This is a genomic window from Mycobacterium avium subsp. avium (assembly GCF_009741445.1).
Classification (GTDB): Bacteria; Actinomycetota; Actinomycetes; order Mycobacteriales; family Mycobacteriaceae; genus Mycobacterium; species Mycobacterium avium.
In genome coordinates this window covers 1359977-1374798 of the sequence record NZ_CP046507.1, presented here as the reverse complement: position 1 = coordinate 1374798, position 14822 = coordinate 1359977, and the positions used below count along the sequence as shown (strand labels likewise).

The 14822-nt window shown below is 67.6% G+C and carries 11 protein-coding genes and 1 pseudogene; 5 read left to right on the top strand and 7 right to left on the bottom strand.

Translation table 11 applies throughout. The features are described 5' to 3' along the window. Window positions 1–55: 55 nt before the first annotated feature. Window positions 56–361: pseudogene (locus tag MAA44156_RS06555) on the bottom strand (hypothetical protein); the annotation flags it as partial. Between the two features lie 374 nt (window positions 362–735). On the opposite strand from MAA44156_RS06555, the gene MAA44156_RS06550 reads away from it, so the two are divergent. Beyond that, entirely contained in the window at window positions 736–972 is a 237-nt protein-coding gene (locus tag MAA44156_RS06550; protein WP_009977332.1) for a hypothetical protein, read from the top strand. Window position 973: 1 nt separating this feature from the next. Here MAA44156_RS06550 and uvrA read toward each other — a convergent pair whose 3' ends face one another. Beyond that, complete coding sequence (uvrA, locus tag MAA44156_RS06545; protein ID WP_009977334.1) at window positions 974–3889, bottom strand: excinuclease ABC subunit UvrA; 2916 nt, start codon at window positions 3887–3889, stop codon at window positions 974–976. Window positions 3890–3996: 107 nt separating this feature from the next. On the opposite strand from uvrA, the gene MAA44156_RS06540 reads away from it, so the two are divergent. Further along, on the top strand, window positions 3997–4683 hold the full coding sequence (locus MAA44156_RS06540) for an MBL fold metallo-hydrolase (protein ID WP_009977335.1): 687 nt from the start codon (window positions 3997–3999) through the stop codon (window positions 4681–4683). A gap of 17 nt (window positions 4684–4700) precedes the next feature. Here the strand turns inward: MAA44156_RS06540 and MAA44156_RS06535 are convergent, their stop codons facing one another. Continuing rightward, window positions 4701–5144, bottom strand: a complete 444-nt coding sequence (locus MAA44156_RS06535; protein WP_009977337.1) for a universal stress protein — start codon at window positions 5142–5144, stop codon at window positions 4701–4703. 286 nt (window positions 5145–5430) lie between these two features. Between MAA44156_RS06535 and MAA44156_RS06530 the strand changes: the two genes are divergently transcribed. Continuing rightward, the gene (locus MAA44156_RS06530) at window positions 5431–7014 is read left to right on the top strand and encodes a mannosyltransferase (RefSeq protein WP_033716515.1); all 1584 of its coding nucleotides are present in this window, start codon (window positions 5431–5433) and stop codon (window positions 7012–7014) included. Window positions 7015–7066: 52 nt separating this feature from the next. Next, entirely contained in the window at window positions 7067–7789 is a 723-nt protein-coding gene (locus MAA44156_RS06525) for an MgtC/SapB family protein (RefSeq protein WP_003876250.1), read from the top strand. Between the two features lie 2 nt (window positions 7790–7791). Here the strand turns inward: MAA44156_RS06525 and MAA44156_RS06520 are convergent, their stop codons facing one another. Both MAA44156_RS06520 and uvrB read right to left on the bottom strand, forming a co-directional pair. Beyond that, window positions 7792–9210 (bottom strand): MFS transporter, encoded by a 1419-nt coding sequence (locus MAA44156_RS06520; protein ID WP_009977340.1) that lies wholly within the window; start codon window positions 9208–9210, stop codon window positions 7792–7794. 57 nt (window positions 9211–9267) lie between these two features. Further along, window positions 9268–11436: an excinuclease ABC subunit UvrB gene (uvrB, locus tag MAA44156_RS06515; protein WP_003876248.1), complete on the bottom strand. Its 2169-nt coding sequence runs from the start codon at window positions 11434–11436 to the stop codon at window positions 9268–9270. A gap of 239 nt (window positions 11437–11675) precedes the next feature. On the opposite strand from uvrB, the gene MAA44156_RS06510 reads away from it, so the two are divergent. Further along, window positions 11676–13088 carry an IS110 family RNA-guided transposase gene (locus MAA44156_RS06510; RefSeq protein WP_080555769.1) on the top strand — a complete coding sequence of 471 codons (1413 nt, stop codon included), beginning with the start codon at window positions 11676–11678 and terminating at the stop codon, window positions 13086–13088. Between the two features lie 76 nt (window positions 13089–13164). On the opposite strand, the gene MAA44156_RS06505 is transcribed toward MAA44156_RS06510, so the two are convergent. Both MAA44156_RS06505 and MAA44156_RS06500 read right to left on the bottom strand, forming a co-directional pair. After that, window positions 13165–13593 (bottom strand): hypothetical protein, encoded by a 429-nt coding sequence (locus tag MAA44156_RS06505; RefSeq protein WP_224119133.1) that lies wholly within the window; start codon window positions 13591–13593, stop codon window positions 13165–13167. Between the two features lie 61 nt (window positions 13594–13654). Further along, complete coding sequence (locus tag MAA44156_RS06500) at window positions 13655–14410, bottom strand: hypothetical protein (protein ID WP_371304201.1); 756 nt, start codon at window positions 14408–14410, stop codon at window positions 13655–13657. Window positions 14411–14822 lie beyond the last annotated feature (412 nt).

Genomic DNA, 14822 nt, shown 5'->3' with positions numbered 1-14822 from the left:
AGCGGAGTGGGGACTTCTGCTGGCCACCAGCGGGGACTTCTACTTGGCCATTGACATCCGGAGACCGCAACGGCCCCACCACCCGCGTCCCCCCGACGACCCGACCTTGGGGGTCAAGCGCGGCAAAGAACAGGGTCGTGTCGGCGCCATCCCTGATCCGCTCCAGGTCGAGCACCCAGTCCAGGCCGTGCTTGCGATAACTCTCGAGTGCGCCATCCAGATATTGATTCCACAATTCGGGCTCCGCTTCCGGCGTCGACGCGGTGACCCGACAACCCGTCGCCTGGTCGTACCAGCCGAATCCGGTCTCCGGCCACGGGCCGTCGTTAATCTCCCTTGCCGCGAGCTGAGCCGCTTCCATGTTTACCTCCACTCATTTGCCGTGCGATCCGAGCCATTTTTGACCGAGCCTTCGACACCAATTTGTTCGTTAATAAGACTCGTGACAAATAACCAAGGTGATTGTGGCACAAGCAGCTAATTACGTCCCTTCGGCTCGGGCAAGAAGTTGCACGGCGCGCTTGCTCAGCGGCGCATGGGATTTGGCGAATAGAACAGCTACTATTCAGTAACCGCGGTCGCGGCCGATTTATGGTTAACGCCGGTCCCGGCCAGAGCATGGAAAATGTGGCGTGCAGCGACGAATCTTCCCCAATCGTCTGTGCCGATGATTTGACGCCCAACGGTGACAACAGGCGTTGCCTATTTCGATCGCCGCCGCAGTAGCGTAACCGCATGCCCGACGAATCAGCTACGCCGGCCGACGCCGGCTACGACAACGCCGGCGTGCCCACCTTCGATTCCGTCCGAGACAAGATCGAGGCGCGCTACGCGACGGCGCAGGGCGCCGCCGACCTCGACGCGGAATCGCCCGAAGGCCGATCGGTCGCCGAGCAGTACGACGAGCGGAAACGCGCCGCCGCACGGCGGCTGGCCCAGATCCGCGAGTCCATGCGGCCGCAGCAGGATTGACTCAGGCGGTGGCCTTGCGGCGCCGGCTCGACCGGCGCGGGGCGCCGGCCGCCGCCCCGCCACGGCCGATCACCTCGGCGAGGAACTTGCCGGTGTAGCTCTCCGGCACCGCGGCGACGTCTTCCGGAGTGCCTTGCGCGACAACGGTTCCGCCCTCGGCCCCGCCCTCCGGGCCCATGTCGACGATCCAGTCCGAGGTCTTTATCACGTCCAGGTTGTGTTCGATGACGATCACCGTGTTGCCTTTGTCGACAAGGCCGTTGATGACCTTCAGCAGCTTGCGGATGTCGTCGAAATGCAGCCCCGTGGTGGGCTCGTCGAGGATGTAGATGGTGCGGCCGGTGGAGCGCTTCTGCAGTTCGGCGGCCAGTTTGACGCGCTGCGCCTCGCCGCCGGACAGGGTGGGCGCCGGCTGGCCGAGCCGCACATAACCGAGGCCGACGTCGACCAGGGTGCGCAGGTAGCGGTGGATGCCGGTGATCGGCTCGAAGAACTCCGCCGCCTCCTCGATGGACATGTCCAGCACCTCGGAGATGGTCTCGCCCTTGTAGTGCACCTCCAGGGTCTCCCGGTTGTAGCGGGCACCGTGGCACACCTCGCACGGCACGTACACGTCGGGCAGGAAGTTCATCTCGATCTTGATGGTGCCGTCGCCCGTGCACGCCTCGCACCGGCCGCCCTTGACGTTGAACGAGAACCGGCCCGGTTGATAGCCACGAACTTTGGCCTCGGTGGTGGCGGCGAACAGGGTGCGGATCTTGTCGAACACGCCGGTGTAGGTGGCCGGGTTGGACCGCGGTGTGCGCCCGATCGGCGACTGGTCCACCCGCACCAGCTTGTCCAGGTGGTCCAGCCCGGTGACCCGGGTGTGCCGGCCCGGCACCAGCCGGGCGCCGTTGAGCCGGTTGGCCAGCACCGTCGCCAGGATGTCGTTCACCAGAGTCGATTTGCCCGAGCCCGACACGCCCGTCACCGACGTCAGCACACCGAGCGGGAACGACACGTCGATGCCGCGCAGGTTGTGCTCGCGCGCCCCCACCACGGTGAGCTGGCGGCGGCGGTCGACCGGGCGCCGGATCGCCGGCATCTCGATGCTTTCCTTGCCGGACAGGTAGGCCCCGGTGATCGAGTCCTGGTTGGCCAGCAGCTCGGCATAGGTTCCGCTGTGCACGATCTGGCCGCCGTGCTCACCGGCCCGCGGGCCGATGTCCACGATCCAGTCGGCATGGGCGATGGTGTCCTCGTCGTGCTCCACGACGATCAGCGTGTTACCCAAATCCCTTAATCGCGTGAGGGTTTCGATAAGCCGGCGGTTGTCGCGCTGGTGCAGGCCGATGGACGGCTCGTCGAGCACATAGAGCACCCCCACCAGCCCGGACCCGATCTGGGTGGCCAGCCGGATGCGTTGCGCCTCACCGCCGGACAGGGTGGCCGCCGCGCGCGACAGCGACAGATATTCCAGCCCGACGTCGAGCAGGAACCCCAGCCGGGACTGGATCTCCTTGAGCACCTGCCCGGCGATCGCCTGCTCGCGGGGCCCCAGGGTGAGCGTGTTGAGGAACTCCGCGCAATCCGAGATGGACAGCTCGCACACCTCGGCGATGGATTTCTTCCCGTGCCGCCCCGCCGCCAGCGTGACGGCCAGGATCTCCGGCTTCAGCCGGGTGCCCTCGCAGACCGGGCAGGGCACGTCGCGCATGAAGCCCTCGTAGCGCTCCTTCATCTGCTCCGACTCGGTCTGGGCCATCTTGCGCTGCAGGAACGCCAGCACGCCCTCGAAATCGGCGTAGTACGAGCGGGTCCGGCCGTACCGGTTGCGGTAGCGCACATGCACCTGGTGGTCGGAACCCTCGAGAATCGCCTTGCGGGCCTTGGCCGGCAGCTTGCGCCAGGGGGTGTCGACGTCGAAGCCCAGCTCGTCGCCGAGCCCGGCCATCATCCGGGTGAAGTACTCCGCGGTGTGGCCCGTCGACCACGGCGCCACCGCCCCCTCGGCCAGGGTGCGCTCCGGGTCGGGCACCACCAGGTCCGGGTCGACCTCCTTGCGGATGCCCAGCCCGCTGCACTCGGGGCAGGCGCCGTAGGGCGAGTTGAACGAGAACGACCGCGGTTCCAGGTCGTCGACCGCCAGCGCGTGCCCGTTCGGGCAGGCCAGCTTCTCGGAGAACCGCTGCTCGCGGTTGTGCGCGTCGTGTTCGTGGTCGACGAATTCCAGCACCACGATGCCGTCGGCCAGGTTCAGCGCGGTCTCCACCGAGTCGGTGAGCCGCTGCTTGGCGGACGCCTTGACGGTGAGGCGGTCCACCACCACCTCGATGTCGTGCTTTTCCTGCTTCTTCAGCTTCGGCGGATCGGTCAGCGGATGCACCACGCCGTCCACCCGGACCCGGCTGTAGCCCTGGGCGTTGAGCTTCTCGAAGAGGTCGGCGAACTCGCCCTTGCGGGTGCGCACCACCGGGGCCAGCACCAAAAACCGGGTGCCCTCGGGCATCGCCAGCACCTGGTCGACGATTTGCTGGGGCGTCTGCCGGGCGATCCGCTCGCCGCACACCGGGCAGTGCGGGGTGCCCGCGCGGGCGTAGAGCAGCCGCAGGTAGTCGTAGACCTCGGTGATGGTGCCGACGGTCGAGCGCGGGTTGCGGTTGGTGGACTTCTGGTCGATGGACACCGCCGGCGACAGCCCCTCGATGAAGTCCACGTCCGGCTTGTCCATCTGCCCCAGGAACTGGCGGGCGTAGGCCGACAGCGACTCCACGTAGCGCCGCTGCCCCTCGGCGAAGATCGTGTCGAAGGCCAGCGACGATTTGCCCGATCCCGACAGCCCGGTGAACACGATCAGCGCATCCCGGGCCAGGTCGAGGTCGACGCCGCGCAGGTTGTGCTCGCGGGCGCCCTTGACGATCAGACGGTCAGCCACGCTGCCCTCTCTCAATGAATCCGCTCCGTACAGCCGGTGTGCGCACGGCGCATTCCATGCTAGGTGCCCATACCGACAAGCAACGTTTGACCAGTAACGTGGCCGCTATGACTGCCTCGGTTGTTCCCAGCGACAACTACACCGGACACGTCGATCCGGGCACCGCGGCCCGCCGGACCCTACCCGGCGCCACGATCATAAAGGCGTCGGTGGGCCCGATGGACAACAACGCATACCTGGTGACGTGTTCCGCGACCGGCGAAACACTGCTGATCGACGCCGCCAACGACGCCGACGTGCTGATCGGCCTGATCCGCGACTACGCCCCCAAGCTGTCGCTGATCGTGACCAGCCACCAGCACTTCGATCACTGGCAGGCGCTGGCCGACGTCGCCGCCGCCACCGGGGCGCCCACCGCCGCCAACGAGATCGACGCCGGCCCGCTGCCGGTCAAACCGGATCGTTTGCTGGCGGGCGGGGACACCGTGCGCATCGGCGAGCTGGCGTTCGACGTCATCCACCTGCGCGGGCACACTCCCGGCTCGATCGCGCTGGCCCTGGACGGGGCGGCGACCGGCGGGGTCACCCAGTTGTTCACCGGCGACTGCCTGTTCCCGGGCGGGGTGGGCAAGACGTGGCAGCCCGGCGACTTCGACCAGCTGATCGACGACGTCACCACCCGGGTGTTCGACGTGTACGACGACTCCACCGTCGTCTACCCCGGGCACGGCGACGACACCGTGTTGGGCAACGAACGCCCCCACCTCAGCGAATGGCGCGAGCGGGGCTGGTAACGGTCAACCGGTAGCGGTCATGAGGTGGTGTGCACGATCAGCACGTCGGTCTTGGCCCGCCGCGACACGTTGGCGGGCACCGAGCCCAGCAACCGTCCGGCGATGGTGCTCAGACCGACGTTGCCGACCACCAGCAGGTCCGCCTGCTCCTCCTCGGCGAGGTGCACGAGCGCATCCACCGGGGCCCCCACGATGGGGCGCTCGTCGACGTTCTTCGCTCCGGCCTGGTGGGCGCGCTCCTTGGCGTCGCGCAGAATCGCATAGATCGGGGCGGTGCCCGACACCTTGTAGCTTTCTTCCCGCAGGGCGTCGGCGGCCCGGGCGTCCTCATGCTGGGGCAAGTACGCCGAGGCCACGATCAGCTTGGCATCCGGTCCGGCGATCTGCGCCGCCCGCTCTACCGCACGCATCGACGAGTCCGAGCCATCGGTTCCTACCACGACAGTCCGATAGGCGCCCATTTACCCTCCCAGTGTCGGTTGGTCAGCCAACCCAAGACAGTATCGCGTTTGCTCGATGCTGAGGAGGTAGATCAGCGACACGGTGTGGCGCGGCGGGTTTGCCAATTTGGCGGGCCCGGCTGCGGCAATGGACAATTTCGCCGATGCCAAAACAATCCCATCCCCGAGGGCAGCGCGGAAAGCATTGCATTGCGCCGCTTTTCGCCGATTGCGGGGCCGACGGCGAATACCCCGGGCGGCTGTTTGTGAGCCGCCGCACCGGGCGCGCCCTAAAGTAACAAGCATCATGTCCATGCCCACCCTCGAGCCGACTTTCGAGTCGGGCGCCGGGGATATCGTCGCCGAACCTGCGCCTCGCCGTCCGCGGGGAAGGTTGCTCGATCCGTGGGCGATCGCGGTGCTCGCCACCGCGCTCAGCGCCGCCTGGGCGTGCCGGCCGTCGCTGTGGTTCGACGAGGGGGCGACGATCTCGGCCGCGGCCAGCCGGACATTGCCCGAGTTTTGGCGGCTGCTCGGACATATCGACGCCGTCCACGGGGCCTATTACCTGCTGATGCACGGCTGGTTCGCGCTGTTCCCGCCCACCGAGTTCTTCTCCCGGTTACCCAGCGCCCTGGCGGTCGGGGCCGCGGCCGCCGGTGTCACGGTGTTCACCAGGCAGTTCGCCCCCCGGCGGACAACGGTATGCGCGGGCGCCGTGTTCGCCCTGCTGCCCCGCATGACGTGGGCGGGCATGGAGGCGCGCCCGTACGCGTTCGTGGCCGCCGCCGCCGTCTGGCTGACCGTGTTGTTCGTCGCCGCCGTCCGGCGCGGCGCGCCCCGCCCGTGGATCGGGTACGCGCTGGCGTTGATGCTGGCGATCCTGCTCAACCTCAACATGGTGCTGATGGTGCCGGTGTACGGCGTGATGCTGCCGCTGCTCACGGCCCGCGGCGCGCGCAGGTCGGCGGCGCTGTGGTGGGCCGGCAGCTCGGCCGTCGCCGTCGGGGCGATGACGCCGTTCCTGCTGTTCGCGCACAACCAGGTCTGGCAGGTCAACTGGATCTACCCGGTGAGCTGGCATTACGCGTTCGACATCATCTTGCGCCAGTATTTCGACCACAGCGTCGCGCTGGCCGTGCTGAGCGCCGTGCTGATCGTGGCGGCGGCGGTGGCCCGGCTGGCCGGGGTGCCGGCGCCGCCGGGCGACCTGCGCCGGTTGTTGATCCTCTGCGCGGCCTGGATGGTGATTCCCACCGCGCTGGTGGTCGTTTACTCGGCCGTCGGCGAACCGATCTACTACCCGCGCTACCTGATCTTCACCGCGCCCGCGATGGCCATCGTGCTGGCCGTCTGCATCGTCACGCTGGCCCGCCGCCCCTGGTCCATCGCCGGCGCGGTGCTGCTGTGCGCCGTTGCCGCGCTGCCGAATTACCTGTTCGTGCAACGCTGGCCGTACGCCAAGGAGGGCTGGGACTACAGCCAGGTCGCCGACCTGATCGGCTCGCACGCCGCACCCGGCGACTGTCTGCTGGTGGACAACACCGTGCCGTGGCGGCCCGGCCCGATCCGCGCGCTGTTGGCCACCCGGCCCGCGGCGTTCCGGTCGCTGATCGACGTCGAACGCGGCGCATACGGCCCCAAGGTCGGGACGCTGTGGGACGGCCACGTCGCCATCTGGCTGACCACGGCCAAAATCAACAAATGCTCGACCATCTGGACGATCACCAATAAGGACAACTCGCTGCCCGACCATCAGTCCGGGCAATCGCTGCCACCGGGCAGCGCATTCGGGCAGGCCCCCGCATATCGATTCCCCGGCTATCTCGGCTTCCACATCGTCGAGCGGTGGCAATTCCACTACTCGCAGGTTGTCAAGTCCACCCGCTGACGACGACGGCCGCCGGCCGCGTGAAGTTCCGGATGCTGGGTAGCTTGACGGCATGCAGATCTGGCTGACCGGGGCGCCGCTGCTGGGCGGCAGCGTGCAGGGCGCGCGGCATGCCGTCGAACTGTTCGCCGCGTTCGGGTTGACGGCGCTCATCGGGCTGGAGCGCACCATCCAGGGCAAGAGCGCCGGTTTGCGGACGCAGACGATCGTGGGCACCTCCTCGGCGCTGATCATGTTGGTCAGCAAGTACGGCTTCAGCGACGTGCTGTCGGCGGGCAGCATCGTGCTGGACCCGTCTCGCGTTGCGGCCCAAGTGGTTTCGGGGATCGGATTCCTCGGTGCCGGCATCATCATCACCCGGCGCGGTGCGGTGCACGGTCTTACCACGGCGGCCGCGGTGTGGGAATCGGCGGCCATCGGTTTGGCCACCGGAGCGGGCCTGCTGCTGCTGGCGATCGCGGTCGTCGGGCTGCACTTCGTGAGCGCGCTGGCGTTCAATGCGGTGGAACGCCAACTCAATGCGCGGCTGCGCGGCACGGTCCGGTTGCGCATCATCTACGCCAACGGCCGCGGCGTGCTGCGCGAGCTGCTGCGTCTTTCCGGGCAGCGCGACTGGCAGCTCACCGAACTCGACGCCGACCCGCACGACATCGACGACGGCGAAGTCGCGGTGTCAATGACGTTGTCGGGAGCCAAGATCGCCGATGCGGCGCACGTCTTCGCCGAGGTGGACGGGGTCGCCGCGGTGCTGTCGGCCGATGATGCGACGGACTGAATTCAGCTGACGTTGCCGACCGGCTGCGCCTGGCGGGTGGCCCGGGTGGCGGCGTAAGAGACGGCCACCCCCGCCGCACTGAGCGCGGTGAAGACGGTGAACAGCAGGTGGGCGGCCATCTCGTCACCCCCGGTGGCGGTGTTGACGACGACGCCGGCCAACCCGGCGCCGATCGCGGCGGAGGTCAGCTGGACGGTGTTGATCGCCGCCGAAGCGGCGCCGCCCTCGGCCGGGTCGTTGACCGACGCCATGGCCCGCGCCGACAGATGCGGCCAGGCCATCCCGATGCCCGTGCCGGCGACCAGCAGCGCCACCGCCCACAGCGCGGCGGTCCAGGCCGACCCGTCGCCGTGCCGGGCCACCGCCCCCAGCGCCAGCCCGGACGCCGCCACGAGCGGCGCCACCATGACCACCCGTCCCACGGTGCGCGGGTTCTCCAGGGAGGCGCTGACGATCTCGCTGACCGTCCAGCCCAGCGCGAGCGCCGCTCCCAGGAAGCCGGCCGCGATCGGGGTGAGGTGGGCCAGCCGCTGACCGAACAGCGGCACATAGGTGTTCACCATCGCGGCGGCCATCAGCACGCCCATGGTCAGGTAGATCCACTTCAGCGGCCCCGGCGAGAACACGCTGGGCGGCAGGATGGCGGCGTGCATGCGCCAGTCGACGATCACGAACAGCCCGACCAGCATGATTCCGGCCGCCAGTAGCCCGAAGGTCGCCGCGGTGTTGTGCGGGATCTGCGCCACGCTGACCGCCAGCGCGGCGACACCGATGATCAGCAGCGACCACACCGGCACCTTCATCCGGGGTATGGCGGGGGCCGGGTCGACGCAGGCCAGCGCGACCGGCACCAGCAGCGCCATCAGCGCGGTCAGGACGGCCATCACCACGAAGGCCCAGCGCCAGATCCCGAGCTGCGCGAACAGCCCGCCCGTCGCGGGCCCGACCACGGTCGCGACGCCCCACATCGCCGACACCAGCGCCGAGCCGCGGGTCCACAACCAGCGTGGCAGCGCCGAGTTGATCACCGCGTAGCCCAGGCCGGCCAGCAAGCCGCCGGCCACCCCCTGCATGGCGCGCCCAGCAATCAAAACATGCATATCGGGTGCCGCACCGCAAACCAGGCTGGCGACGCCGAACACGGCCAGCCCCAGCAGATACGACGCCCGCGCGCCGACGCGCAGCAGCATCGGATTGACCATGGTGGCCGCGACCACCGAGCCGACCAGATACAGCGTCGTCACCCACGCGTAGAGCCGACTGCCGCCGATCTCGGCGATGGTGTTGGGCAACAAGCTGGTGGTCAGGAACTCATTCGTGGCGTAGAGCGCCACCCCGCCGGCGAGCAGGATCGAGGTCCTCAGATACCTGGCGCCCAGCAGCTCTCGCCAGCCGCCGGTGATGGTCGCCGCATCCGTCACCCCTCTACCGTATGGCGTGCCGCGGCGATGCGAGCTGGAGATCGGTTGCCAGCAAACTCATTTCAGGCCGGCGGCGTCCATCCCGCGCAGCTCCTTCTTCAGGTCGGCGATCTCGTCGCGGAACCGCGCGGCCAGCTCGAACTGCAGGTCGCGGGCCGCGGCCATCATCTGCGCGGTGAGGTCCTTGATCAGGTCGGCCAGCTCGGCGCGGGGCATGTTGGTGGTGTCGCGGCCCTCGACGATGCCGGCGCTGACGGCCCGGCCGGGCTCGCCCTGGGCGCGCCGCCCGCGGGACATGCTGCGCCCGGAGCCGATCTCGACGGTGTCGGTGTCGTCGGCCTCCCGGTAGACCTGGTCGAGGATGTCGGCGATCTTCTTGCGCAGCGGCTGCGGATCGATGCCGTGGGCCTCGTTGTAGGCGATCTGCTTGGCCCGGCGCCGCTCGGTCTCGTCGATGGCCTCCTTCATCGACTCGGTGATGGTGTCGGCGTACATGTGCACCTCGCCGGAGACGTTGCGGGCGGCGCGGCCGATGGTTTGAATCAGGCTGCGCGCGGACCGCAGGAAGCCTTCCTTGTCGGCGTCCAGGATCGCCACCAGCGACACCTCGGGCAGGTCGAGGCCCTCCCGCAGCAGGTTGATGCCGACCAGCACGTCGTACTCGCCCAGCCGCAGCTGGCGCAGCAGCTCCACCCGGCGCAACGTGTCGACCTCGGAGTGCAGGTAGCGCACCCGGATACCCATCTCCAGCAGGTAGTCGGTGAGGTCTTCGGCCATCTTCTTGGTCAGCGTCGTGACCAGCACCCGTTCGTCGGCCTCGGTGCGCTTGCGGATTTCGCCGATCAGGTCGTCGATCTGCCCCTTGGTCGGCTTGACCACCACCTTGGGATCGACCAGCCCGGTGGGGCGGATCACCTGCTCGACGAACTCGCCGCCGGTCTGGCTGAGTTCGTACGGGCCCGGGGTGGCCGACAGGTAGACCGTCTGGCCGATGCGGTCGGCGAACTCCTCCCAGGTGAGCGGGCGGTTGTCGCAGGCCGACGGCAGCCGGAACCCGTACTCGACCAGGTTGCGTTTGCGCGACATGTCGCCCTCGTACATGCCGCCGATCTGCGGGACGGTGACGTGGGACTCGTCGATGACCAGCAGGAAGTCTTCCGGGAAGTAGTCGAGCAGGGTGGCCGGCGGCGAGCCCGGGCCGCGGCCGTCGATGTGGCGCGAGTAGTTCTCGATGCCCGAGCAGAATCCGACCTGGCGCATCATCTCGATGTCGTAGTTGGTGCGCATCCGCAGCCGTTGGGCCTCCAGCAGCTTGCCCTGGCCCTCCAGTTCGGCCAGCCGCTCAGCCAGTTCCTGCTCGATCGTGGAGATGGCGTGGGCCATTCTTTCCGGGCCGGCCACGTAGTGGGTGGCCGGGAAGATCCGCAGCGAGTCGACTTGGCGGATCACGTCGCCGGTCAGCGGGTGCAGGTAGTACAACGCCTCGATCTCGTCGCCGAAGAACTCGATGCGCACGGCCAGCTCTTCGTAGGACGGGATGATCTCGACGGTGTCGCCGCGGACCCGGAACGAGCCGCGGGTGAAGGACAGGTCGTTGCGGGTGTATTGGACGTCGACCAGCAGCCGCAGCAGGGCGTCGCGGGGCACCTCGGTGCCGACCCGCAGCTCCACCGAGCGGTCCAGGTAGGACTGCGGCGTGCCCAGGCCGTAGATGCACGACACCGAGGCCACCACCACCACGTCGCGGCGCGACAGCAGGCTCGAGGTCGCCGAGTGCCTGAGGCGCTCGACGTCGTCGTTAATGGAGCTGTCCTTTTCGATGTAGGTGTCGGTCTGCGCGATGTACGCCTCGGGCTGGTAGTAGTCGTAGTACGACACGAAGTATTCAACCGCGTTGTGCGGCAACATCTCTCGCAGTTCGTTGGCCAGCTGGGCGGCCAGCGTCTTGTTGGGCGCCATCACCAGCGTGGGCCGTTGCAGCCGCTCGATGAGCCAGGCGGTGGTGGCCGACTTGCCGGTGCCGGTGGCCCCGAGCAGCACCACGTCGCGCTCCCCCGCCCTGATGCGGCGTTCGAGCTCGTCGATGGCGGCCGGCTGGTCACCGGCCGGCGCGTGCGGGCTGACCACCTCGAAGCGGCCGCCGGCCCGCACCAGCCCTTCGACGGCCTCCTCGGCCGGGCGGTACTCCGAATGCGCGACTACCGGATGTTCCGTGGCAAATGCCATGTCACCAGGGTAGAGGCGATCACCGACATTTAGGTTTAGTGGGCGTCCGCGGACGGCCGAGGCCACCGACCGGAACACCTGGTGATTCCTGATTTTTGAGTGGTCGTCCGCGGCGCGTCTCAGGTGCCGACCGGTGTCCCTGTTCGGGAACTTGGAGCCGCTCGGGAGCGGACTTCTGCTTGCGGAATGTCTGGGCCATGCCCGTCGGAGCCGGGGACTGACCTGGATCCGTCGAAAGGATGTGCGTGGAACTGATTTTGGGTATCGACGTGGCGTGCCGGGCTGCTCATCAAGCATCGCTGGCCCGTCCCGATGGGACGTATGTGTGGACCGGACGAAAGTTCTTCACCCGGCCCGCCGACCTCGAAAAGCTCTGGAAAGTAATCGGACTCAGCGAGCAAGACACCGTGCGGGTGGTGATGGAGCCCACCCGCAACGCATGGGTTCCGCTGGCATCCTGGTTTCGTCATCACGGCGCCCGGATCTCGATGGTGCCCACCACCCAGTCAGCAGACCTGCGCGCCTACTACTCCAAGCACACCAAAAATGACCATCTGGACTCCAAGCTGTTGGCCCGGTTGCCCTTGCTGCATCCAGAGGGGCTGCGTGACCACAGCGGCGACGGGCCCGGCGAACCGCTGCGGCGCCTGGTCAAGATCCGCTCCTCGATCGTCAAGCGCCGCACCGCAGTCTTCCAGCGCCTTGACGCCCAGCTCGAGCTCCTCGGTCCAGCCTGGTACGACGCGCTGGGATCCAACTATGGCAAGGCCGCGCTGGCACTGCTGGCCCGCTACGCCGACCCGCACAGCCTGATCCGTCTCGGCCATGCCCGCCTGACCCGCTTCCTGATCCGCCACTCCCGCGGCGCCTGGCGCGAACCACACGCCACCCTGCTGTTGACCGCCGCCCAAGAATCGCTGCAGCTATGGGGATCTGGCGCTAATGCCCGCATCGACTTCGCCGAACTGGCCGCCGACATCGCTACCGAAGCCGAGCAAGCCCAGATGCTCACCGAGCAGATCGACGACCTCGACGAGCGCGCCGCCAACCTCTACGCCGAGGCCGACCCGCGCGGCATCATCGCCTCAGCACCCGGCGTCGGGCCCGTCACCTGTGCGGTCATCGCCGGCCGCATCGGCGACCCGCACCGGTTCCACTCCCTAGCCGCCATCCGCGCCTACTCCGGCCTCGTCCCCAAGGTCAACCAGTCCGGACAAGCAGAACAGCGCCACGGACTCACCAAAGCCGGTGACCCGCTGCTGCGCGAAGCCCTCTTCGCCGCCGCTGACCAAGCCCGCAAGAGCGACCCGCAACTGGCCGCGAAATACAAACGCCTGATGAGCACCGAGCGCCACCACGATTCGGCGATCTGCCACATTGCCACCATCCTGCTCACCCGCATCGCCACCTGCTGGCGCGCCGGAGCGCACTACGTGCTGCGCGACACCGACGGACGACCCATCACCTTCGAAGAAGGACGCCGCATCGTCCGCGCCCACCACACCGTCGACAAGAAGACTCGCATCAACGCTGCCTCCAAGCGCTACTCCCAGCGCCAAAAAGGCAGGACGGGCCGGGAACAACAGGAGTCGCTACGCGCTCCAATTCACCGGCCCGTCCACCCCAGCATAAAACCCACCGAAGTAGCTTGACTCCCCTTAGGAACTCAAGTGCGGCGGGGCGGGTTCGCGAAGGTGGCTCACGCTGGTCGCGCGGTGACCGGATCGATCACGGTGGGTCGGCGTACAAGCGCGGTTCGTTGACCACCGGATGCGCTTGCTCTGGGCGGTGCTGCGCCAACGACGGTGCCGTCGGCGTGTAGCGATGCTCATCGTCGATGTCTGATGGGTGTTCTGGAAGGCCTGGGTGTCGATCGCCTCTCCAGCAGATCGTGTCGGTTTCCCCGGGCTGACGGGAAAAGTGCCCGGGCCAATTCTCCTCGAGATCTAGCAAGTAGTAGTACAGCACTGCCTCATCTACGTCCGGCCAGGGACTCGGGTCGAGGATCGATTCTCTGGTGTCGCGGACCAAGCCCCAACTGATGTCGGATGGCGGAGCCTGGTACACCAGGTACATCATCGGCCCTTCTGTCCATGCGTGCGACACCAGAAACGTGTAATGCCCTTCTGCCGCGTTGGCAAACTGGTTCTGGTTCACTATGTGTTGCAAGAGCTTTCGCAGAACGTCGGCTGCGAATGCGCGTTGCTCGTCCGTGTGTTCAGTTGATGGGCACATTGTTATTCACCCATGGCGGCGTCAAAGTCCACCCCGGACGGATCTCCACCACTCCACTTCCTCCCGGGAGGGGGAACATGGTGATCACCCCTTTCTGTCCCCCATCTGACACATCTGCGCGCCCAGAACGCGGATCGACGACGATCCTCATCGTCAGACTCTCGCCGGTGTCCTGGCAGCTCGCGATCCCCAGGGGACCTCTCGTGCAGTGAGCGCGATCGACCGAAACGTCATACCGAAGCGTACCGTCCGGCTGGCGCACGGGACGGCTGTGGGAAATCAGGTCTTTGAACACGTTGGGATTGACTATTCCGTGCTTCCAGTACGCCTTGTCCCACCCGAACCCCCTGTCCGTCTTAGCGTTGTAGTAGCCCCGCCGCAGCACGACATGGTTGCCGTCGAGATCGGTTGCCTCGGCCACCACCTCGTTGACTGGATAGGATCCGTTGGGCGGTGGATCTTCTTTGAAGGTGTGGTGGTCGACCGCTTGGAATTTCGGTTTGCGCTGAGGCGCATCGGAATCCGGGGTTTGCGGAAACGTGTCGCGGATTCCGGCCGTGGCCGCGGTGACTCTGCCGGCGACCTGCTGGTCCAGGGCGACCAATTCAGCGGCGCGCCGGCGTATGTCACCGGCGAAGGCTTGCGCCTGAGCCTGCCGGGCCGCTCGCTGCGCAGCCGAACCACCCGTCGAACGATCTGCGACCGACATGTCTTCGTACACATCGAAGCCCGACCGCATGGCGTCCTCGACGGCGTAGCGGACTCGCGAGCGGGCCGCGACCAACTCGGAGGCGCCGCTTCGGGCGACTCCGGCCGCTGCCCGCAGTTGGTCGGCGACCCCGCTGGTCTTCCCCGCGTCGTCGTGCGTCGCAGCGTGCAACGCGTCAGCCGCGCGGCCTCGCCAATCACATGCGCCTGCACCCGGTCGGCGAGCCTGGCCGTGAAGGCCGTGACGTCGGCATGAGCGACGTTGACCGCGGCCACGCTGGCCTGGCTCGGCAATCCCGAGGCCGTCGGCGCCGCTGGAACGTGCAATTCGCCCGCTGCCGTCGCCCAGCGACCAGCCATCGCTGCCAATCCAGCGGGGTCCACCCGCACTGCCTGCATAGGTGGGGATTTTATTGGGAATGCGACGCGGCGAAAGTCAGTCA